Source organism: Pseudomonas sp. 8_5_2, assembly GCF_059295255.1.
Map to the genome: position 1 here is coordinate 4129938 of NZ_CM181238.1, position 19786 is coordinate 4149723.

15 protein-coding genes are annotated in these 19786 nt (G+C 62.9%); 5 read left to right on the top strand and 10 right to left on the bottom strand.

What is annotated here, in order from left to right; genetic code table 11:
* Window positions 1-3318: a DEAD/DEAH box helicase gene (locus AC5O5R_RS19000; protein WP_172225611.1), complete on the top strand. Its 3318-nt coding sequence runs from the start codon at window positions 1-3 to the stop codon at window positions 3316-3318.
* A gap of 134 nt (window positions 3319-3452) precedes the next feature.
* Here AC5O5R_RS19000 and nagZ read toward each other — a convergent pair whose 3' ends face one another.
* Entirely contained in the window at window positions 3453-4451 is a 999-nt protein-coding gene (gene nagZ / locus AC5O5R_RS19005) for a beta-N-acetylhexosaminidase (protein ID WP_172225642.1), read from the bottom strand.
* An 83-nt stretch (window positions 4452-4534) separates the two neighbouring features.
* The gene (locus AC5O5R_RS19010) at window positions 4535-5242 is read right to left on the bottom strand and encodes a TetR/AcrR family transcriptional regulator (RefSeq protein WP_172225614.1); all 708 of its coding nucleotides are present in this window, start codon (window positions 5240-5242) and stop codon (window positions 4535-4537) included.
* Between the two features lie 215 nt (window positions 5243-5457).
* Here AC5O5R_RS19010 and lexA point away from each other — a divergent pair, with 215 nt between their 5' ends.
* Window positions 5458-6066: a transcriptional repressor LexA gene (gene lexA / locus AC5O5R_RS19015; protein ID WP_172225617.1), complete on the top strand. Its 609-nt coding sequence runs from the start codon at window positions 5458-5460 to the stop codon at window positions 6064-6066.
* A 13-nt stretch (window positions 6067-6079) separates the two neighbouring features.
* A complete protein-coding gene (sulA, locus tag AC5O5R_RS19020) occupies window positions 6080-6556 on the top strand; it encodes an SOS-induced cell division inhibitor SulA (protein ID WP_172225620.1) in 477 nt (158 codons plus the stop codon).
* 50 nt (window positions 6557-6606) lie between these two features.
* On the opposite strand, the gene AC5O5R_RS19025 is transcribed toward sulA, so the two are convergent.
* The 7 genes from AC5O5R_RS19025 to AC5O5R_RS19055 all read right to left on the bottom strand — a co-directional run bounded on the left by AC5O5R_RS19025 (window position 6607) and on the right by AC5O5R_RS19055 (window position 15010).
* Window positions 6607-6840 carry a hypothetical protein gene (locus AC5O5R_RS19025; protein WP_003248777.1) on the bottom strand — a complete coding sequence of 78 codons (234 nt, stop codon included), beginning with the start codon at window positions 6838-6840 and terminating at the stop codon, window positions 6607-6609.
* Between the two features lie 50 nt (window positions 6841-6890).
* On the bottom strand, window positions 6891-7406 hold the full coding sequence (locus AC5O5R_RS19030) for a DUF6586 family protein (protein WP_172225623.1): 516 nt from the start codon (window positions 7404-7406) through the stop codon (window positions 6891-6893).
* Window positions 7407-7692: 286 nt separating this feature from the next.
* Window positions 7693-10302: a type I DNA topoisomerase gene (gene topA / locus AC5O5R_RS19035; RefSeq protein ID WP_172225626.1), complete on the bottom strand. Its 2610-nt coding sequence runs from the start codon at window positions 10300-10302 to the stop codon at window positions 7693-7695.
* Between the two features lie 100 nt (window positions 10303-10402).
* Entirely contained in the window at window positions 10403-10654 is a 252-nt protein-coding gene (locus AC5O5R_RS19040; protein WP_172225629.1) for a DUF1653 domain-containing protein, read from the bottom strand.
* A 76-nt stretch (window positions 10655-10730) separates the two neighbouring features.
* A complete protein-coding gene (gene fadA / locus AC5O5R_RS19045) occupies window positions 10731-11906 on the bottom strand; it encodes an acetyl-CoA C-acyltransferase FadA (protein ID WP_172225632.1) in 1176 nt (391 codons plus the stop codon).
* 31 nt (window positions 11907-11937) lie between these two features.
* A complete protein-coding gene (fadB, locus tag AC5O5R_RS19050) occupies window positions 11938-14085 on the bottom strand; it encodes a fatty acid oxidation complex subunit alpha FadB (protein WP_172225634.1) in 2148 nt (715 codons plus the stop codon).
* A 487-nt stretch (window positions 14086-14572) separates the two neighbouring features.
* Window positions 14573-15010 (bottom strand): hypothetical protein, encoded by a 438-nt coding sequence (locus AC5O5R_RS19055; RefSeq protein ID WP_172225636.1) that lies wholly within the window; start codon window positions 15008-15010, stop codon window positions 14573-14575.
* 110 nt (window positions 15011-15120) lie between these two features.
* Between AC5O5R_RS19055 and AC5O5R_RS19060 the strand changes: the two genes are divergently transcribed.
* Window positions 15121-15561 (top strand): universal stress protein, encoded by a 441-nt coding sequence (locus AC5O5R_RS19060; protein WP_172225638.1) that lies wholly within the window; start codon window positions 15121-15123, stop codon window positions 15559-15561.
* A gap of 124 nt (window positions 15562-15685) precedes the next feature.
* On the opposite strand, the gene AC5O5R_RS19065 is transcribed toward AC5O5R_RS19060, so the two are convergent.
* The gene (locus AC5O5R_RS19065) at window positions 15686-17614 is read right to left on the bottom strand and encodes an ATP-binding cassette domain-containing protein (RefSeq protein ID WP_172285874.1); all 1929 of its coding nucleotides are present in this window, start codon (window positions 17612-17614) and stop codon (window positions 15686-15688) included.
* A gap of 221 nt (window positions 17615-17835) precedes the next feature.
* On the opposite strand from AC5O5R_RS19065, the gene AC5O5R_RS19070 reads away from it, so the two are divergent.
* Window positions 17836-19761 (top strand): transglycosylase SLT domain-containing protein, encoded by a 1926-nt coding sequence (locus tag AC5O5R_RS19070; protein ID WP_172224938.1) that lies wholly within the window; start codon window positions 17836-17838, stop codon window positions 19759-19761.
* The last annotated feature ends 25 nt before the right edge of the window (window positions 19762-19786 follow it).

Here is a 19786-nt window from a genome sequence, read left to right on the forward strand (position 1 = left end):
ATGAAACACGACGCCGCCGAGCTGGCGAACGCCTATCCGAACTGGACTCAATCGTTCAGCGCGGCGGCCCTGCAGCGAGGAGAACGCTATGCCGAGGAAGGCAGGGTCGAACTGGAGGGCATTTATGGGCCGACAGTGGTCGCCAATTGCCAGGGCAGCGGCGACAACCACTACCGGCAAACCATCGAACTGCGCGTGGCGGGTGGCCGCTGCCATGTGCACGGCGAGTGCGATTGCCCGGTAAGAAAGAATTGCAAGCATTGTGCGGCTGCACTGTTCTCCATCACCCCTCACTCCCACGGCAGTGCAACCACGCCAGTCAGCCAGGCCAGCTTGCCTGCCGAACTGCAACACTGGCTGAACGGCCTGGAGCAGGCCCCGCCCAAAGCCGCCTCGACCGAGGACAAACGCGGGCGCATGGTTTGCTATGAGCTGCAGCTGGCCGATGATGCCGGCTGCGCCTTGCAGGTGCGCAAGGGCACGCGGACCGAAGAAGGCATCCGCTTCAGCCGCGTGCAGTCGCTCTACGACTTTCTCTATGAGCCCCCGCGCTTCGTGACGGAAGAAGACACCCGCATTCTGCGCCTGCTCTCGGCCCTGAATCAGGGCGGCGGCCAGGATCGCGGCTACAAGCTGAAGGGCCATGAAGGTGGCGAGTTGTTCCAGCGCGCCCTTGAAACCGGGCGCATGTTCTTCGACCCCACACGTGAGCTGCTGCATGAAGGCCCCGTGCGCCGTGGCGAGTTTCGCTGGGTGCGCCAGAACAACGGAAACTACCGAGGCCTCTGGTACAACGGCGAGGACATGCTGCGCTGCGTCATCCCCCTGTTGCCGCTCTACTATTTCGATGTCATGACAAAAGAGGTAGGCAAGGTCGAGCACAGCCTTGATCCGCACGTTGCCGTGCAGCTGACCATTGCGCCCGATGTACCCGAGCACTTGGTAGTACCGCTCAGCCACAAGCTCAATGCCCTTAGCCACAACGTGCCAACCCCGACGCAAGTGCAGGAACAGTTGCTGGACGATATCCCGCCGACGCCCCTGCTGGCCCTCGGCAGCCTCGAATACACCGCCTACATGCCGAAAACCGGTCGCATGCAGCGGCAAATGCAACATCGGGCCGCATTGGCGTTCAACTACGACGGCCTGCACGCCAGCGGCAGCGACGACAAGCCGCTGACCCGCCTGGCGGGCAGTACCAGCCAGCGCATCCGCCGCCAGCCCCAGGCCGAGCAGGCGCTGCGCAAGCTGCTGCGCGATTTCGGTTTCAAGGCCGCCACCCGGCAGAGCAAGGCTCTGCCCGACAGCGCCGGCGAAATGTACCAGCTAGCCGACGACGAAGCGTGGCTGCACTTTGCCCGCGAAGGCCTGCCACGCCTGCGCGACGCGGGCTGGGCCATCGACATCCACCGCGACTTCGCTTTCAACTTGCAGGAGGTGGACGACTGGTACGCCACCATCGACGAAGCGCCCGGCCATGAATGGTTCGACCTGGAACTCGGCATCGTGGTCGATGGCCAGCGCCACAGCCTGCTGCCGATCGTGCTGCAACTGCTGCGCAGCAGCCCGGAACTGCTGCGCCCCAGCGAACTGGCCCGACGCAGCGACGACGAACACCTGCTGCTCGACCTCAACCGCGGCCGCGTCGACACCCCGGCCCTGCGTGTTGCCCTGCCCTACGGCCGGGTCAAGGCCGTGATGGCCACGCTGGGTGAGCTCTACCTGCACGAACACACCCCAGGCCCGTCGCTGCGCATGGAGCGTGCCGACGCCGCGCGCCTGAACGAAATCGACGGCCTGGCCCTGCGCTGGGAAGGGGGCGAGCACGTGCGCGACCTGGGCCGCCGCCTGCGCGATGCCCGCGACCTTCAGATGGCGCCACCCACCGGGCTTCACGCCAGTTTGCGCCCCTACCAGCAGCAGGGCCTGAACTGGCTTCAGGCGCTGCGGGAGATGGACACCGGCGGCATCCTCGGTGACGACATGGGCCTGGGCAAGACCTTGCAGGCCTTGGCCCACCTGCTGCTGGAAAAGGAGTCCGGGCGCCTGAGCGCACCGGCCCTGGCAGTCATGCCCACCAGCCTGATACCGAACTGGCTCGACGAAGCCCAACGCTTCGCACCCGGCTTGCGGGTGCTGGCGTTGCACGGGCCGGGGCGCAGCAAGCACTTCGCCAACCTGCACGAATACGACCTGGTGCTGACCACCTACGCCCTGGTGCCGCGCGACCTCGAGCAGCTTCGCGCACAGCCGTGGCATGTGCTGGTGCTCGACGAAGCGCAGAACATCAAGAGCAGTACCAGCAAGGCCGCCCTCGCCGTCTGCGAACTGCAGGCTAGCCAGCGCCTGTGCCTGACCGGCACGCCGATGGAAAACAACCTCGGCGAGCTGTGGTCGATCTTCCACTTCCTGATGCCCGGCTGGCTTGGCGACCTGAAGCGCTTCAACCAGGATTACCGCAACCCGATCGAACGCCATGGCGATGCCGAGCGCCTGGCCCACCTGGTCATGCGCATCCGCCCGTTCCTGCTGCGTCGCACCAAGGAACAGGTGGCCACCGAACTGCCCGCCAAGACCGAGATGGTGCACTGGGTCGAGCTCAGCGATGCCCAACGCGACACCTACGAAGCGGTGCGGGTGGCGATGGACAAGAAAGTCCGCGACGAGATCGCCCGCAATGGCGCTGCGCGCAGCCAGATCGTGATCCTCGATGCGCTGCTCAAGCTGCGCCAGGTGTGTTGCGACCTGCGCCTGGTCAAGGGCGTGGAAAGCAAAGGCAACCAGGCCGACAAGGGCAAGCTGGGCGCGTTGCTGGAAATGCTCGAGGAGCTGCTCAGCGAAGGCCGCCGGGTTCTGCTGTTCTCGCAGTTCACCTCCATGCTCGCGCTGATCCAGCAAGAGCTGGAGAAACGCGACATTCGCTACAGCCTGCTGACCGGCGATACCCGCGACCGGCGCACACCGGTGCAGCAGTTCCAGCAGGGCGACAGCGAAGTGTTTCTGATCAGCCTCAAGGCAGGCGGCGTGGGCTTGAACCTGACAGCTGCGGACACGGTGATCCACTACGACCCGTGGTGGAACCCGGCCAGCGAAAACCAGGCCACCGACCGCGCCTACCGCATCGGCCAGGACAAGCCGGTGTTCGTGTTCAAGCTGATCACCCGGGGGACGGTGGAAGAGAAGATCCAGGCGTTGCAGCAGGAGAAAGCTGCACTGGCGGCCAGCCTGCTGGATGGCGGGCAGGCCGGGCAGTGGCGGATGGGGGATGAGGAAATCGAGGCACTGTTTGCGCCGCTGCCTGGGAAGCGCGGGCGGTAGAGCCTGAGTCTTCAGTTGCCTGTACCAGCCTCTTCGCGGCTGAACCCGCGAAGAGGCTGGTACAAGCCTGCATCAACCTCGAATGCGCTGCCACACCTGTGGGAGCTGGCTTGCCGGCGATGAGGCCGGGAAGGTCAATCGACCAGCTGCGCTTCCTTCAACGCCCCCAACGCCTCCAGCCATCGCGGCTGCTGGCGATAATCGGTGCGCGCAAAGCCCTGCCCGCGCATCCGCGCAATCCGCGGCGACGGCTTGACCTTCATGCGCTGAGCCGCACTCAGCGCCAGCTCTGCTGCCGCCCGGTCATTGCAGACCAGGCCCATGTCACAACCCGCGCTCAACGCCGCTTCGATACGGCTGGCCGCATCGCCAACCACATGGGCACCCGCCATCGACAGGTCATCGCTGAAGATCACCCCGTCAAAGCCCAGCTCACCGCGCAGGATGTCCTGCAGCCAACGCCGCGAGAAACCTGCCGGCTGGTTATCGACCTGCGGATAAATGACGTGCGCCGGCATCACCGCTGCCAGCTGCCCACTCAGACGGGCGAATGGCACCAGGTCAGCCTGGCGCAGCTGCGCGAGGCTGCGTTCATCGGTCGGGATGGCGACATGCGAATCGGCCTCGGCCCAGCCGTGCCCTGGGAAGTGCTTGCCACACGCAGCCATGCCGGCGGCGTTCATGCCGCGAATGAATGCACCGGCCAGTTGCGTGGCGCGCTGCGGGTCACCCTCGAAAGCGCGGCTGCCGACCACCGCACTGCGCTGATGGTCAAGGTCCAGCACCGGGGCAAAGCTGAGGTCCAGGCCAACCGCCAGGACCTCGGTTGCCATCAACCAGCCGCATTGCTCGGCGAGGTACTCGGCGTTGGCGTTGTCGGCCAGTGCACGCATGGCCGGCAGCCGCACAAAGCCCTGGCGCAGGCGCTGCACGCGACCACCTTCCTGGTCCACGGCCAGGATCAGCTCAGGGCGGATGGCACGGATCGACGCACACAGTTCGCGTACCTGGCGCGGGCTGTCGATGTTGCGGGCAAAGATGATCAGTCCGGCCACTTCGGGCTGGCGCAGCAGGTGGCGGTCCTCGGCGGTCAGCCATTTACCGGCGACATCCACCATCAGGGAGCCTTGCAGGCTGACGGTCATGGGTAATCCTTCATTGAAGACTCAAGAGAAGCGGCGCTAGCTTAGCCGAAGCGCCCTGCCCCGCCCAGCCTTCAAGCCTTGACGGTGCTGGCGCTGCTTTTGCTGCGGGGGCGCAACTGCGCAGCTGCCATGGCCTGGTCGGTCACGCCGCTCTCGGCGCGCATGCCGGCAGCCAGGAACGGCACCATCAGGCGCATCACCTGTTCGATCGAGGTATTGATGCCGAAATCGGTCTCCGCAATCGCCCGCAATGCCTTGATACCGGACATGCTGAAAGCGGCGGCCCCGAGCATGAAGTGCACACGCCAGAACAGTTCCAGCGGCGGAATCCGTGGCGCGGCCTCGTTGACCAGCAGCATGTAGCGGCGAAACACCTTGCCGTACATGTCTTCGAGGTAGCGCCGCAGGTGGCCCTGGCTCTGGCTGAAGGCCAACCCCAACAGGCGCATGAAGATGGACAGGTCATTGTTGCTGCGTGGCTGCACGACCAGCGCCTGATCGACCAGCATTTCCAGCAGGTCTTCAAGGGTCGGCTTTTGCTCGGGCTTGGCCTGGCGGCGTTCCAGCTCACGCTCGAGGCTGGCGCAGAACGGGCCGAGGAAGCGCGAGAATACCGCCTGGATCAGCGCCTTCTTGGAGCCGAAGTGATAGTTGACCGCCGCCAGGTTGACCCCGGCCTTGCTGGTGATCAGCCGCAGCGAGGTCTCGGCGAACCCCCTTTCCGCGAACAGCTGCTCGGCAGCATCGAGAATGCGTTCAACGGTTTCCGATTGGGCCATGACTACTCCGACTACTCCGCCAGACAAACAGGTGTTTGAAACATACGTTTCAGCCCTGCTTCTGTCAAGGTTCGGTGACCGGGCGGTCGCCATTTAAAATCGCCAGGCGCCAGGCCGCAAGTGCCATGCCCGCTGTTTATTACGCCTTTTGGCTTGCAGCGCATCCAGTACTGTATATAATCCCAGTCACTGTACAAAAAGACAGAGCGCTCACCATGTTGAAACTGACGCCACGCCAAGCCGAAATTCTCGCGTTCATCAAGCGCTGCCTGGAAGACAACGGCTTTCCGCCTACCCGCGCCGAGATCGCTCAGAAGCTGGGCTTCAAGTCGCCCAACGCCGCCGAGGAACACCTCAAGGCCTTGGCCCGCAAGGGTGCAATCGAGATGACCCCGGGCGCTTCCCGTGGCATCCGTATCCCGGGCTTCGAAGCCAAGGCCGAAGAAAGCGGCCTGCCAATCATTGGCCGGGTTGCGGCCGGTGCGCCGATCCTTGCCGAGCAGCACATCGAGCAATCCTGCAATATCAACCCCGCCTTCTTCCACCCCCAGGCCGACTATTTGCTGCGCGTCCACGGCATGAGCATGAAGGACGTCGGCATCTTCGACGGCGACCTGCTGGCGGTACACACCTGCCGCGAAGCCCGCAACGGCCAGATCGTCGTGGCCCGTATCGGCGACGAAGTTACCGTCAAGCGCTTCAAGCGTGAAGGCAGCAAAGTCTGGCTGCTTGCCGAAAACCCCGAATTCGCCCCCATCGAAGTTGACCTGAAAGAGCAGGAACTGGTGATCGAGGGCTTGAGCGTCGGCGTCATACGCCGCTGATCCAGGAGGCGTCATGCAGCAGTTCATTCACGCACCCGAACAGGCCCAGTTGCCACTGTTCGAAGCATTTCTCGCACAGCCCGTGCTACCCGGCCTGAAAGCCAGCGAGCTGGCACGCAAGAACATTCAGCCCGAGCTGTTCAGCGAATTGACACTGCGCGGCGCCCCCGGCCACTGCCACAGCCTGCTGGCACCCGTGCTGCGCGAGCTGAGCGAAGAAGACCAGGCCCGCTGGCTAACCCTGATCGCCCCGCCGTCGAGCCTGACCCAGGCCTGGCTGCGCGATGCCGGACTCAACCGTGAACGCATTCTGCTGCTGCAACCTCGCGGCAATCAGAGCCCGCTGCAACTGGCCTGCGAAGCCTTGCGCCTGGGCCGCAGCCACACCGTCGTCAGCTGGTTAGGCAGCGTCAACGCGACTGCACGCCAGCAATTGCTGCGCGCTGCCAGCGCCGGAAACGCACAAAGCCTGAACATCCGCCTCGGCTGATGTTCAGGCTTTGCCTGTTATTTCGAAAAGCCTGATACCGAGCTGCATGATCAATGCAGCACACGTGGGCCTTCATCACGCTCAAGCTCGCCATCCATCAGGCGACCGGCCATCTGCACACCGACACTGAGCATGGCCTTGGCCACTTCCACGTGCTGACCCTGCAGGAATACCTTGGCGTCTTCAGAGAAATCCAGGGTTACCAGGGAGCCCTCATCCTCAGCGCGACGCAGTTCGATGCGGCCATCAGGCAACTCGACAATTTCCAGAAAAGACGTAGACATAAATGGCAGTTCTCCGCGAAAGGCGAATATTGTACCAGCCGCAGCGCCTGTCAGCACTCACTCAACGCGTCGCGGAATCGTCTCACCAAGCCTTTGAGGTTGTTGCGCCAGCTTTCCAGCTCGGCACGTGATAGGGCGGGGTGTTCGCGCTCATCGAGATTTACGGCCTGGATCAGTGGCTGGGTGACGTCGGTTTTCGGTGCCTTCCTGGCGACCGGTGGTCGGAACAAATCGGCATAAGCACCGAGCATTTGCGCCAGCCAGGTTTCGCGCTGACGGGCCAGTTCCAGCAGTTCGGCCACTTCAGGGATGGCGATGCCATTCAACGCGTCGTCAGCCAGCGCTTGCTCGACCGTTGCGGCCACCGGCAGGCGGTAGTAACCACCGATTTCATGGCACAGCCCCAACAACGCGCCGTTCAGGTGGAACAGCGCCGACTCGCGCTCGGCCTGGACCAGGCCCTGGGCGTTCATGGCCTGGCTTTGCTCGGCCTTGGCCATGGACTCCAGGGCCAGGCCAGCGAAGAACAGTTTCTGGTTGGTGCGGGTGTAGAGTTCCTGGGCCATTTCTATGCCCTCCCATAGGGCTGCAAGGCGAATACACGCATCATAAATGATTGGGGCCGCTTTGCGCCCCACCCCCGGCAAGCCAGCTCCCACAGTGAGGGCATCAGGCCCGAGACCTGCGCTGTACCTGTTAGAGCCGGCTTAAATGATTGGGGCCGCTTTGCGCCCCACCCCCGGCAAGCCAGCCCCACAGAGTTTGCATCAGGCCCGAGACCTGCGCTGTACCTGTGGGAGCTGGCTTGCCGGCGATGGGGCGCGAAGCGGCCCCAATTACAACGCCGTCAGATCAGCGCTTGTCTTCAACCTTCCACGCTTTACCGTCGTAAAACGCCTTCCACCCGGTCGGTTTGCCATCGACCTCGGACTGCACATACTGCTCCTTGGTCTTGCGGCTGTAGCGGATCACCGTCGGGCGGCCGTCGGGGTCTTTCTGCGGCGCATCGCACAGGAAGTGATACTTCGGATCGATCTCATGCTTGTGCGGCACGATCTCCAGCACCAGCGGCGCGCGGGTCTCGCGGTTCTTGGGGAACTGGCTGGCAGCCAGGAACAACCCCGAAGCACCGTCACGCAACACGTAAGTGTCGTCGACCTTTTCGCACTTGAGTTCCGGCATGTCCACCTTGTCCATCTTCGGTGGCGCCGCCTCGCCACTCTTGAGCAGCTTGCGGGTGTTCTTGCACGCCGGGTTGGTGCAACCGAAGAACTTGCCAAAACGGCCGGTCTTCAACTGCATCTCGCTGCCGCACTTGTCGCACTCCAGGCTCGGCCCCTCGTAACCCTTGATGCGATAGCTGCCTTCCTCGATCTCATAGCCGACACAATCAGGGTTGTTACCGCAGATGTGCAGTTTATGTTTCTCGTCCAGCAGGTAGGCATCCATCGCTGTGGCACAGATCGGGCAGCGATGCTTGCCCAGCAGTACCCGGGATTCCGACTCGCCTTCGTCATCAGCGGCGATCTCGTCGCCCGGCACCAGGTTGACGGTGGCCTTGCAGCGCTCTTTCGGCGGCAGGCTGTAACCGGAGCAACCGAGGAATACACCGGTGGAAGCGGTGCGGATCATCATCGGCCGGCCACACTCCTTGCACGGAATGTTGGTCATGGTCGGCTGGTTGGCACGCATGCCGTTTTCGCTGGACTCAGCCGTCTGCAGCTTCTTGCTGAAGTCGCCGTAGAACTCGTCGAGCACGTTCTTCCAGTCACGCTCGCCCTGGGCCACGTCGTCAAGGTTCTCCTCCATGCCGGCGGTGAAGCCGTAGTCCATGAGGTTGGAGAAGCTTTCCGACAGGCGCTCGGTGACGATGTCACCCATTTTCTCGGAGTAGAACCGGCGGTTGTGCAGGGTCACATAGCCACGGTCCTGAATGGTCGAGATGATCGCGGCGTAGGTCGAGGGACGGCCAATGCCGCGCTTTTCCATTTCCTTGACCAGGCTGGCTTCGGTGAAGCGCGCCGGCGGCTTGGTGAAGTGCTGGCTAGGGTCGATCTGCATAAGCTTCAGCACTTCGCCCTGAACCATTTCTGGCAGCACGTCATCTTCGCCAGGCTTGCTCTGCTGCGGAAGCACGCGGGTATAACCGTCGAACTTGAGGATACGGCCCTTGGCACGCAGCTCGAAGTCGCCGGCGGCCACGGTGACGCTGGTGGACAGGTACTGCGCCGGCGGCATCTGGCAGGCCAGGAACTGGCGCCAGATCAGCTCGTACAGGCGCTCGGCGTCACGCTCCATGCCAGTCAGCTTGGTCGGGTGGGTATTCACGTCGGAAGGACGAATTGCTTCGTGCGCCTCCTGGGCGCCTTCCTTGCTGCCATAGACCAGCGGCGCTTCCGGCAGGTATTGCTTGCCGAACTCACGCTCGATGTAGCTGCGAGCCATGTCCAGTGCGTCGGCCGACAGGTTGGTGGAGTCGGTACGCATGTAGGTGATGTAACCGGCCTCATACAAGCGCTGGGCCATCATCATGGTCTTCTTCACCCCGTAGCCCAGGCGGTTACTGGCTGCCTGCTGCAAGGTGGAGGTAATGAACGGTGCCGACGGCTTGCTGCTGGTCGGGCGGTCTTCGCGCTTGACCACGCTGTAGCTGGAAGCCTTGAGCTTTGCCAGCGCGGCCATGGCCTGGGCTTCGTTCAGCGGTTTGAACGCCTCGCCCTTCTCGCGCGCCACCTCGAACCGCACCTTGGCGTCTTTCGCGGTGCCGAGGTCGGCGTGGATTTCCCAGTATTCTTCAGGGATGAACGCGCGGATTTCCCGCTCACGCTCGACCACCAGCTTCACCGCCACCGACTGCACACGGCCAGCGGACAGCCCACGGGCGATCTTCGACCACAGCAACGGCGAAACCATGTAGCCGACTACGCGGTCAAGGAAACGCCGCGCCTGCTGGGCGTTGACCCGGTCGATGTCCAGCTCGCCAGGCTGCGAGAACGCCTCCTGGATGGCCTTCTTGGTAATTTCGTTGAACACCACGCGCTTGTAGCGGGTGTCGTCGCCGCCGATGGCTTCGCGCAGGTGCCAGGCAATGGCTTCCCCTTCGCGGTCCAAGTCGGTTGCGAGATAGATGGTGTCGGCATCCTTGGCCAGGCGGCGCAGTTCTTCGATCACCTTTTCCTTGCCGGGCAGGATCTCGTACTTGGCCTTCCAGCCGTGATCGGGGTCCACGCCCATGCGTGCCACCAGCTGGCGACGAGCCTTTTCTTTCGGCGAAAGCGCCGGAGCCTCACCCGCAGCCTTGCCACGCTTGGCGGCCGGCTCTTTGCTCGCGCTGGCCGAACCGCTGGTGGGGAGGTCTCGGATATGGCCGATACTCGACTTCACCACGTACTGGTTGCCCAGGTACTTGTTGATGGTCTTGGCCTTGGCCGGGGATTCCACAATGACCAGCGATTTGCCCATGGATCGGAGTATTCCTGAATCTGAAGATGAAAAACGCGTCAGGTGCCAGACGCGGCACCGCTATATATAGTGGCAAAAGAGTGAGGTCAAGCGCGGAAGTTCACTCGTGCGACTTGCCCAGCAGCCCAGGCAGCCCTTCTTCGGCCTTGACCAAAGCAAAGCGTGGCACCTGCTCGCCGTCAACCTCGACGGACTCCTGGAACATCGAAAGGGGGCGCACCCAGAAGCTGTAATCACCATACAGGCATTGGTAGAACACCATCCACTCTTCGTTTTCGGAGTGCCGCGCAACACTGAAGACACGGTACTCAGGCCCTTTGTAATGCCGGTAAACGCCTGGTTGTATCTGCATGTTGCCCACCCTCTTGATTAAAACCTGAAAAAACAAAACCGGGGCACAAGGCCCCGGTTGCTGTCCCGCTACGCGATCAGACGCGTTCGAAGACAGTGGTGATACCTTGGCCGAGGCCGACGCACATGGTCGCCACCCCCAGGGAACCGCCATTCTGCTTCATGACGTTGAGCAGGGTGCCGGAAATTCGCGCACCGGAGCAACCGAACGGGTGGCCCAAAGCAATGGCGCCGCCGTGCAGGTTAACCTTCTCATCCATCTTGTCGAGCACTTTCAAGTCTTTCAGCACTGGCAGGGCCTGTGCAGCGAAGGCTTCGTTGAGCTCGATGAAGTCGATATCGGCCATGGTCAGGCCGGCACGCTTGAGGGCTTTCTGGGTGGATGGCACCGGGCCGTAGCCCATGATCGCCGGGTCGACACCGGCCACCGCCATCGAGCGGATCACCGCCAATGGCTGGATCCCGAGGTCCATGGCACGCTGGCCGGACATGACGATCATGCACGAAGCACCGTCGGTGATCTGCGACGAGGTACCGGCAGTGACGGTGCCGCCTTTCGGGTTGAACGCCGGCTTCAGCGACGCCAGGCCTTCGAGGGTGGTTTCCGGGCGGATGGTTTCGTCGAAATCGAACACCTTCAGGAAGCCGTTCTCGTCATAGCCCTGCATCGGGATGATCTCGTCCTTGAACTTGCCTTCGACCGTGGCCTTGTGGGCCAGCTGGTGCGAACGGACGCCGAACAGGTCCTGCTGCTCACGGGTGATGCCGTGCATCTTGCCGAGCATTTCCGCAGTCAGGCCCATCATCCCGGATGCCTTGGCAGCATGCAAGGACAGGTGCGGGTTGGGGTCGACGCCATGCATCATGCTGACGTGGCCCATGTGCTCCACGCCACCGATCACGAACACATCGCCATTACCGGTCATGATCGCCTGGGCAGCGGTGTGCAGCGCGCTCATCGACGAGCCGCACAGGCGGCTGACGGTCTGCGCCGCCGAGGTGTGCGGGATCTGGGTCATCAGCGAGGCCATGCGGGCGATGTTCCAGCCCTGCTCCAGGGTCTGGTTGACGCAGCCCCAGATCACGTCCTCGACCTCTTTCGGGTCGACCTTGTCGTTGCGCTCCAGCAGCTTGCTGATCAGGTGGGCCGACATGTCCTCGGCGCGGGTATTGCGGTGCATGCCACCCTTGGAGCGGCCCATGGGCGTGCGACCGAAGTCGACAATCACCACGTCTCTTGGATTCAGGCTCATATCAAATCTCTCGCTCTAGCTCGTTGACCGCTCAGTTGAAGAAGCGCTGGCCGTTCTTGGCCATTTCACGCAGCTTGGCGGTCGGGTGGTACAGCGGCCCCAGGTCGGCGTATTGATCGGCCAGGGCGACGAATTCGGCCACACCGATCGAGTCGATGTAACGCAGCGCACCACCGCGGAATGGAGGGAAGCCAATACCGTAGACCAGGCCCATGTCGGCTTCGGCGGCCGTCTCCACGATGCCGTCTTCCAGGCAGCGCACGGTTTCCAGGCAAAGCGGCACCATCATCCAGTTGATGATGTCTTCGTCGGTGACTTCGCGCTGCTCGAAGACGATCGGCTTGAGCACGTCCAGCACGGTAGCGTCGAAGACCTTCTTCGGCTTGCCGCGCTTGTCGGTCTCGTAGGCATAGAAGCCCTTGCCGTTCTTCTGGCCCAGGCGGTTGGCCTCGTACAGCGCGTCGACGGCCGAACGGCGCTCATCCTTCATGCGGTCCGGGAAGCCCTCGGCCATCACGTCGCGACCGTGGTGGCCGGTGTCGATGCCGACCACGTCCATCAGGTACGCCGGGCCCATCGGCCAGCCGAACTTTTCCATGACTTTGTCGATACGTACAAAGTCGACACCGGCACTGACCAACTTGGCAAAACCGCCGAAGTACGGGAACAGCACGCGGTTGACCAGGAAGCCCGGGCAGTCGTTGACCACGATCGGGTTCTTGCCCATTTTCTTGGCGTAGGCCACGGTGGTGGCGACCGCCACTTCACTGGACTTCTCGCCACGGATCACTTCCACCAGCGGCATCATGTGCACCGGGTTGAAGAAGTGCATGCCGACGAAGTTTTCCGGACGCTTGAGCGCCTTGGCCAGCAGGTTGATGGAGATGGTCGAGGTGTTGGAGGCAAGGATCGCATCGTCCTTCACCTGACCTTCCACTTCAGCCAGCACGGCCTGCTTGACCTTGGGGTTCTCGACCACGGCTTCGACGACGATGTCGACATTGGCGAAGTCGCCATAGGACAGGGTCGGGCGAATGGCATTGAGCGCCTCGGCCATCTTGGCCGGGGTCAGGCGGCCCTTGTCGACGCGGTTGCCGAGCAGCTTGGAAGCCTCGTTCAGGCCCAGCTGGATGGCTTCCTCGCGGATGTCCTTCATCAGGATCGGAGTGCCCTTGACCGCCGACTGGTAGGCGATGCCGCCCCCCATGATGCCAGCGCCCAGCACGGCGGCCTGTCTCACGTCATGGGCGATCTCGTCATGGGCCTTGGCTTTGCGTTTGAGCTCCTGATCGTTCAGGAACAGGCCGATCAGGCTTTCGGCAACCGAGGTCTTGGCCAGCTTGGCAAAGCCTGCGGCTTCGACTTCCAGGGCCTTGTCACGGCCAAAGTTGGCGGCCTTCTGGATGGTTTTGATGGCTTCGACCGGGGCCGGGTAGTTCGGGCCAGCCTGGCCGGCGACGAAGCCCTTGGCGGTCTCGAAGGCCATCATCTGCTCGATGGCATTGAGCTTGAGCTTTTCCAGCTTCGGCTGGCGCTTGGCCTTGTAGTCCAGCTCGCCACTGATGGCGCGCTTGATCAGGTCGAGGGCACCGGCCATCAGCAGCTCAGGGGCGACCACGGCATCGACGGCACCCACTTTCAGCGCGTCTTCGGCACGGTTTTCCTTGCCGGCGGCAATCCACTCGATGGCGTTGTCCGAACCGATCAGGCGCGGCAGGCGCACGGTACCGCCGAAGCCCGGATAGATCCCCAGCTTGACTTCCGGCAGGCCGATCTTGGCGCTGCTGGACATGACCCGGTAGTCGGCCGCCAGGCACATTTCCAGGCCACCGCCCAGAGCGATACCGTTGATGGCGGCGACGGTCGGCACTTCGAGGTCTTCGAAGGCGCTGAAGATACGGTTGGCTTCCAGGTTGCCGGCGACCAGCTCGGCCTCGGGCAGCTTGAAGTTGTCGACGAACTCGGTGATGTCGGCGCCGACGATGAACACGTCCTTGCCACTGCTGACGATCACGCCCTTGACCGAGGCGTCGGCCTGGATGGCATCGACGGCCTGGCGAAGCTCGTTCAGGGTCAGGCGGTTGAACTTGTTGACGGACTCACCCTTGAGGTCGAACTTGAGCTCGACGATGCCACTTTCAAGAGCCTTAACCGTGATGGCTTTACCTTCGTAAATCATCAACTGATCTCCACGATATGGAAGCTGAACAGTACACGCCGATCGCTGCAGCAGAAGCAGGCCTAGCTGCCCTGCCCCAGGCACACCCGTCAGCGCGCTAGTCGGGAGTATGGCTTGGCGAGATGACATACAAACGCTCAATTCATACGCCCGTTTGATTTGGGTGTGCACACATTCTCCGAAAAGACCGGCGTTGTCAAATGCTCGCGAGCACGGCGAAAACGCGACTTTCCGGTCATTTTGTATCGTCCTGGTACAAAACATGATGACAGTGATCGCCGAGCATTCATGTCAGCGATTGACCACGCGCAGCAGAACACGTTGCAACCATCAGCTTGCGCGACAAGCGTTGGCGGCTACACTGCCACTTGCTTGAATGAATACCCGGCCTGCCTGGCCTTTTCTGCGCAGCAGAACGCAAAGCGGCGACTTGGCACCCCACCCCTTCAGGGGCTCAGCCAAGCCGCCGCTTTGTCGTTATGGAATGTCAGGACAAGGTTTCAAGGACGTAGGCAACATCCTGCAATACAGCCGTATCCCCACGCTCGGTCCAATACAGGGCGATCATCCGCGCATCGGCCTCGACCTTGTAGACGCTCGCGGGCAAGCGCCCCAAGGCCTCCATGAAGCGAGGGTCTTCGCAGGGTTCGCGCCACTGGTTCCACCACACACCCGGGCTGATCTGCCAGAAGCTGAAGCTGTCCTCATGCCCGCGGCGGCGTGCCCGGTGGTACTGCGGGCAAGGGCTTGGCGGCTCCTTTTCCAGCCAGTGCGGCCACTGCTGCGGCGCCAGCTGCATGGCCAGGCCCATGCGCCGTGCTTCCAGGCGCAGCTTCATCTGCTCGCTCTGCTTGCGCGAACTGCGCAACCAGGAAAGCGGGCTGAGAATCAGCGCAAGGATTGACACCACCAGCAATACCGTCATATCAGTAGTTCCCATAAAGCGTTGCAAATGAGCTGGTTAGCCATTTTTCACGGAAGACCCGCCCGAAAGCGACCATACTTCTTCTATCGCGATTGCCAGGAGTACCGCTCATGCAATACGAACATTTGTTGGTCGCCGTCGACCTGACCGAAGAATGCGACCCGGTGATCAAGCGCGCCATGGCGCTGGCCAAACCTTCGAATGCCAAGGTTTCGCTGGTACATATCGTCGAGCCGATGGCCATGGCATTCGGTGGCGACGTGCCCATGGACCTGTCGCAGCTGCAACAGCAACAGTTCGACCAGGCCAAGGAGCGCATGGACCGCCTGTTCAACAAATACCCGGACATACAGCGCGGCGATTCGCACCTGACCTACGGCCAACCGCGCCAGGAAATCCACCAGCTGGCCAAGGACCAGAAGTGCGACCTGATCGTGGTCGGCAGCCATGGCCGCCATGGCCTGGCATTGCTGCTGGGCTCCACCGCCAATGACGTGCTGCATGGTGCGCCGTGCGATGTCTTGGCGGTGCGGTTGCTGAAGAAGGAATGACTTGACCTGGCCCGGCCCTATCGCCGGCAAGCCAGCTCCCACAGGGATACCACACGGCTTGAAACCTGTGGTGTACCTGTGGGAGCTGGCTTGCCGGCGAAGGGCCAGCTCCGGCTGACGACTATCAGCCTTCCAGCTCGGCCCAGCGCTCTACCAGGGCATCCAGCTCGCCCTGCAGTTTCTCGATCTTCGCCAGCACCGCCGAGGTTTCTGCGATCGGCCGCTGGTAGAAGCCCGCCGCATTCACTTCTTCCTGGGCCTCTGCCATGCGCTTCTCGACCTGGTCGATCTGCCCCGGCAGCATCTCCAGCTCACGCTGCAGCTTGTAGCTGAGCTTTTTCTTCGAAGCGTCTTCCGCCACCGCTGCAGCAACTGGCGCGGGCTTGTCCTCGACTTTCTCGACCACTGCGCTGTTGAGCTCGGACTTGCCACCCTTGCTCTCGGTCACGCCCAGCAGTTTCGGCGAGCCGCCCTGGCGAATCCAGTCCTCGTAGCCGCCCACGTACTCACGCACCTTGCCCTCGCCTTCAAACACCAGCGTGCTGGTGACGACGTTGTCGAGGAAGGCCCGGTCGTGGCTAACCATCAGCACGGTGCCTTTGTAGTTGGCCAGCACTTCTTCAAGCAGCTCAAGGGTTTCCACGTCCAGGTCGTTGGTCGGTTCGTCGAGCACCAACAGGTTGGCCGGTTTGCTGAACAGCTTGGCCAGCAGCAGGCGCGCACGTTCGCCACCCGACAATGCCTTGACTGGCGTGCGGGCACGCTGAGGGCTGAACAGGAAGTCGCCCAGGTAGCTCAGCACGTGCCGGTTCTGGCCGTCGATCTCGATGAAGTCACGGCCTTCGGCCAGGTTGTCGATCACGGTCTTTTCCAGCTCGAGCTGGTGGCGCATCTGGTCGAAGTAGGCCACCTCCAGCTTGGTGCCGCGCTCGACCTTGCCCGAAGTAGGCTCCAGGCCGCCGAGCATCAGCTTGAGCAAGGTGGTCTTTCCGGTACCGTTGGCGCCCAGCAGGCCGATACGGTCCTGACGCTGCAGGACCATGGAAAAGTCCTTGACCAGCATCGGCCCTTCGGCGTGATGGAAGCTGACGTTTTCCAGCACCATGACCTGTTTGCCGGACTTTTCCGCCGACTCGATCTGGATGTTGGCCTTGCCCTGGCGCTCGCGGCGCTCGCCACGCTCCACACGCAAGGCCTTCAGCGCACGCACGCGGCCTTCGTTACGGGTGCGGCGCGCCTTGATGCCTTGGCGAATCCACACTTCTTCCTGGGCCAGGCGCTTGTCGAACAGCGCATTGGCGGTTTCTTCGGCGGCCAGTGCGGCCTCCTTGTGCACCAGGAAGCTGGCGTAGTCACCGTTCCAGTCAATCAGGCCGCCACGGTCCAGTTCAAGGATGCGGGTAGCCAGGTTCTGCAGGAAGGACCGGTCGTGCGTGATGAACAGCACCGCGCCGTTGAAGCTGCGCAGGGCCTCTTCGAGCCAGGCAATGGCACCGATGTCCAGGTGGTTGGTCGGCTCGTCGAGCAGCAGCAGGTCGGGCTCGGACACCAGCGCCTGGGCCAGCAGCACACGGCGGCGCCAGCCACCGGACAGCTCGGCCAGGGTTTTGTCGGCCGGCAACTGCAGGCGGCTCAAGGTGCTCTCCACCACTTGCTGCAAGCGCCAGCCATCACGGGCTTCCAGCTCGTGCTGGACGTGCATGAGCTTTTCCAGGTCTTCGTCGTTCTGGATATTCATGCTCAGGTGATGGAACTGCGCCAGCAGCTCGCCAACGCCGTCCAGGCCTGCAGCCACGACATCGAACACTGTGCGCTCGTCGGCCACCGGCAGTTCCTGCGGCAGTTCGCCGATCTTCAGGCCCGGGGCACGCCAGACTTCACCGTCGTCGCCCTTCTGCTCGCCCTTGACCAGGCGCAGCATGCTTGATTTGCCGGTGCCGTTGCGGCCGATGATGCACACCCGCTCACCACGAGCGATCTGCCAGGACACTTTGTCCAGCAGCGGCATGGCGCCGAATGCGAGGGACACATCGCTGAATTTGAGCAGGGTCATGTTGGTCTCCATAAATCGGGCGCGCATTCTACCTGACTTGGCCCCCGACGGCATCCGCCAGGGCAACCGGCCAGCGCCTGGCGACATTTGGTCGAACTTAATATCCCGATACAAGCACAGTGCTTTCACCCGCTGCCGGCAAACGGCTAAGCTAAGGCAATCGCTTCCAACAGTGCTGGCTCCGCCGTCACTTCCCCATGGTTCAACTGCCCGGACGTATCATGCGCAGCCGCCTGTTACATATTGCATCCTGCCTGCTGCTTACCGCTGCCACCTGCGCGGCGCAGGCCACCGACCTTGCCTCGCAACGCCAGTACTATGACGAGGCCAAGCGTGCGCTGGCCAAGGGCGACAAAGGCCCGTACCTGCGTTACGCCCAAGCCCTCAGCGACTACCCGCTGACGCCGTATCTGGCCTACGACGAGCTTACCGCACGCCTTAAAAGCGCCAGCAACCAGGAGATCGAAGGCTTCCTGGCCAAGCATGGCGACCTGCCCCAGGCCAACTGGATGAAACTGCGCTGGTTGCGCTGGCTGGCCGAGCGCGGCGAGTGGGATACCTTCGTCAAGTACTACGACCCCAAGCTCAACTTCACTGAACTGGACTGCCTCAACGGCCAGTACCAGCTCAGCCACGGCCTGCGGGCCGAGGGTTACGCCACCGCCAACAAGCTGTGGAGCGTCGGCAAGTCGCAACCTGCCGCGTGTGACACGCTGTTCGGCATGTGGGCAGCCGAAGGCCAGCTGACCGAGGCCAAGCGCTGGGAACGCACCAAGCTGGCCGCCCAGGCGCGCAACTACGCCTTGGCCAACAACCTGGTCAAGACCTTGACCACCCTCGGCCCGCAGGGGCGCCTGCTGGTCGACGTGGCGCAGAAGCCCGAACTGCTCAACCAGCCGTCGCGCTTTACCCCGGTCAACGAAGCGATGTCCGACGTGGTCAGCCTCGGCCTGCGTCGCCTGGCTCGGCAGGACCCGGAGCGGGCCATGGCGCTGCTCGACGACTACGCCCAGCGCATGCACTTCTCCCGTGACGAAAAGGTCGCCATCGCCCGTGAAATCGGCCTTACCCTGGCACGCCGCTACGACCCGCGCGCGCTCGACCTGATGACCCGCTACGACCCGGAACTGCGTGACAACACCGTCAGCGAATGGCGCCTGCGCCTGCTGCTGCGCCTGGCCCGCTGGGAAGACGCCTACGAACTGACCAGGCGCCTGCCTCAGGACCTGGCCAGCAGCAGCCGCTGGAAATACTGGCAGGCCCGCAGCCTGGAGCTGGCCCAGCCGAACAACCCGCAGATCCCGCTGCTGTACAAGACCGTCGCGCGCGAGCGCGACTTTTATGGCTTCCTCGCTGCCGACCGGGCGCAAACGCCGTACCAGCTGAACAACAAGCCGCTGGTGTTGAGCCCGCAACTGGTCAAGAAGGTACGCAACACGCCGGGCATCCAGCGTGCACTGGAGTTTCACGCGCGCGGCCAGATCGTCGAAGGCCGCCGCGAGTGGTACCACGTCAGCCGCCACTTCAGCCGTGACGAAATGGTTGCCCAGGCACGCCTTGGCTATGACCTGCGCTGGTACTTCCCGGCCATCCGTACTATTAGCCAGGCGCAATACTGGGACGACCTGGACATCCGCTTCCCAATGGCCCACCGCGACACCCTGGTGCGCGAAGCCAAGGTCCGCGGCCTGCATTCGAGCTGGGTATTCGCCATCACTCGCCAGGAAAGTGCCTTCATGGAGGACGCACGCTCCCCGGTGGGCGCCAGCGGCCTGATGCAGCTGATGCCGGCCACGGCCAAGGAAACCGCGCGCAAGTTCAGCATTCCGCTGGCGTCACCGGCACAGGTGCTCAACCCGGACAAGAACATCCAGCTGGGCGCGGCCTACCTAAGCCAGGTGCACAGCCAGTTCAACGGCAACCGGGTGCTCGCCTCGGCGGCGTACAATGCCGGGCCCGGCCGCGTGCGGCAGTGGCTCAAAGGCGCCAAGCACCTGAGCTTCGATGTGTGGGTAGAGTCGATTCCGTTCGACGAAACGCGCCAGTATGTGCAGAACGTGCTGTCGTATTCGGTGATCTACGGGCAGAAGCTCAACTCACCGCAGCCGCTGGTGGACTGGCATGAGCGGTATTTCGATGACATGTAAGGCTTCCTGAGTCTGTACCGGCCCT

Excerpts from the sequence above, each read along its gene's own strand:
- AC5O5R_RS19000 (WP_172225611.1), top strand. The coding sequence starts at position 1 with ATGAAACACGACGCCGCCGAGCTGGCGAACGCCTATCCGAACTGGACT.
- AC5O5R_RS19010 (WP_172225614.1), bottom strand. The coding sequence starts at position 5,242 with ATGGCCCAATCGGAAACCGTTGAACGCATTCTCGATGCTGCCGAGCAG.
- lexA (WP_172225617.1), top strand. The coding sequence starts at position 5,458 with ATGTTGAAACTGACGCCACGCCAAGCCGAAATTCTCGCGTTCATCAAG.
- sulA (WP_172225620.1), top strand. The coding sequence starts at position 6,080 with ATGCAGCAGTTCATTCACGCACCCGAACAGGCCCAGTTGCCACTGTTC.
- AC5O5R_RS19025 (WP_003248777.1), bottom strand. The coding sequence starts at position 6,840 with ATGTCTACGTCTTTTCTGGAAATTGTCGAGTTGCCTGATGGCCGCATC.
- AC5O5R_RS19030 (WP_172225623.1), bottom strand. The coding sequence starts at position 7,406 with ATGGCCCAGGAACTCTACACCCGCACCAACCAGAAACTGTTCTTCGCT.
- topA (WP_172225626.1), bottom strand. The coding sequence starts at position 10,302 with ATGGGCAAATCGCTGGTCATTGTGGAATCCCCGGCCAAGGCCAAGACC.
- AC5O5R_RS19040 (WP_172225629.1), bottom strand. The coding sequence starts at position 10,654 with ATGCAGATACAACCAGGCGTTTACCGGCATTACAAAGGGCCTGAGTAC.
- fadA (WP_172225632.1), bottom strand. The coding sequence starts at position 11,906 with ATGAGCCTGAATCCAAGAGACGTGGTGATTGTCGACTTCGGTCGCACG.
- fadB (WP_172225634.1), bottom strand. The coding sequence starts at position 14,085 with ATGATTTACGAAGGTAAAGCCATCACGGTTAAGGCTCTTGAAAGTGGC.
- AC5O5R_RS19055 (WP_172225636.1), bottom strand. The coding sequence starts at position 15,010 with ATGACGGTATTGCTGGTGGTGTCAATCCTTGCGCTGATTCTCAGCCCG.
- AC5O5R_RS19060 (WP_172225638.1), top strand. The coding sequence starts at position 15,121 with ATGCAATACGAACATTTGTTGGTCGCCGTCGACCTGACCGAAGAATGC.
- AC5O5R_RS19065 (WP_172285874.1), bottom strand. The coding sequence starts at position 17,614 with ATGACCCTGCTCAAATTCAGCGATGTGTCCCTCGCATTCGGCGCCATG.
- AC5O5R_RS19070 (WP_172224938.1), top strand. The coding sequence starts at position 17,836 with ATGCGCAGCCGCCTGTTACATATTGCATCCTGCCTGCTGCTTACCGCT.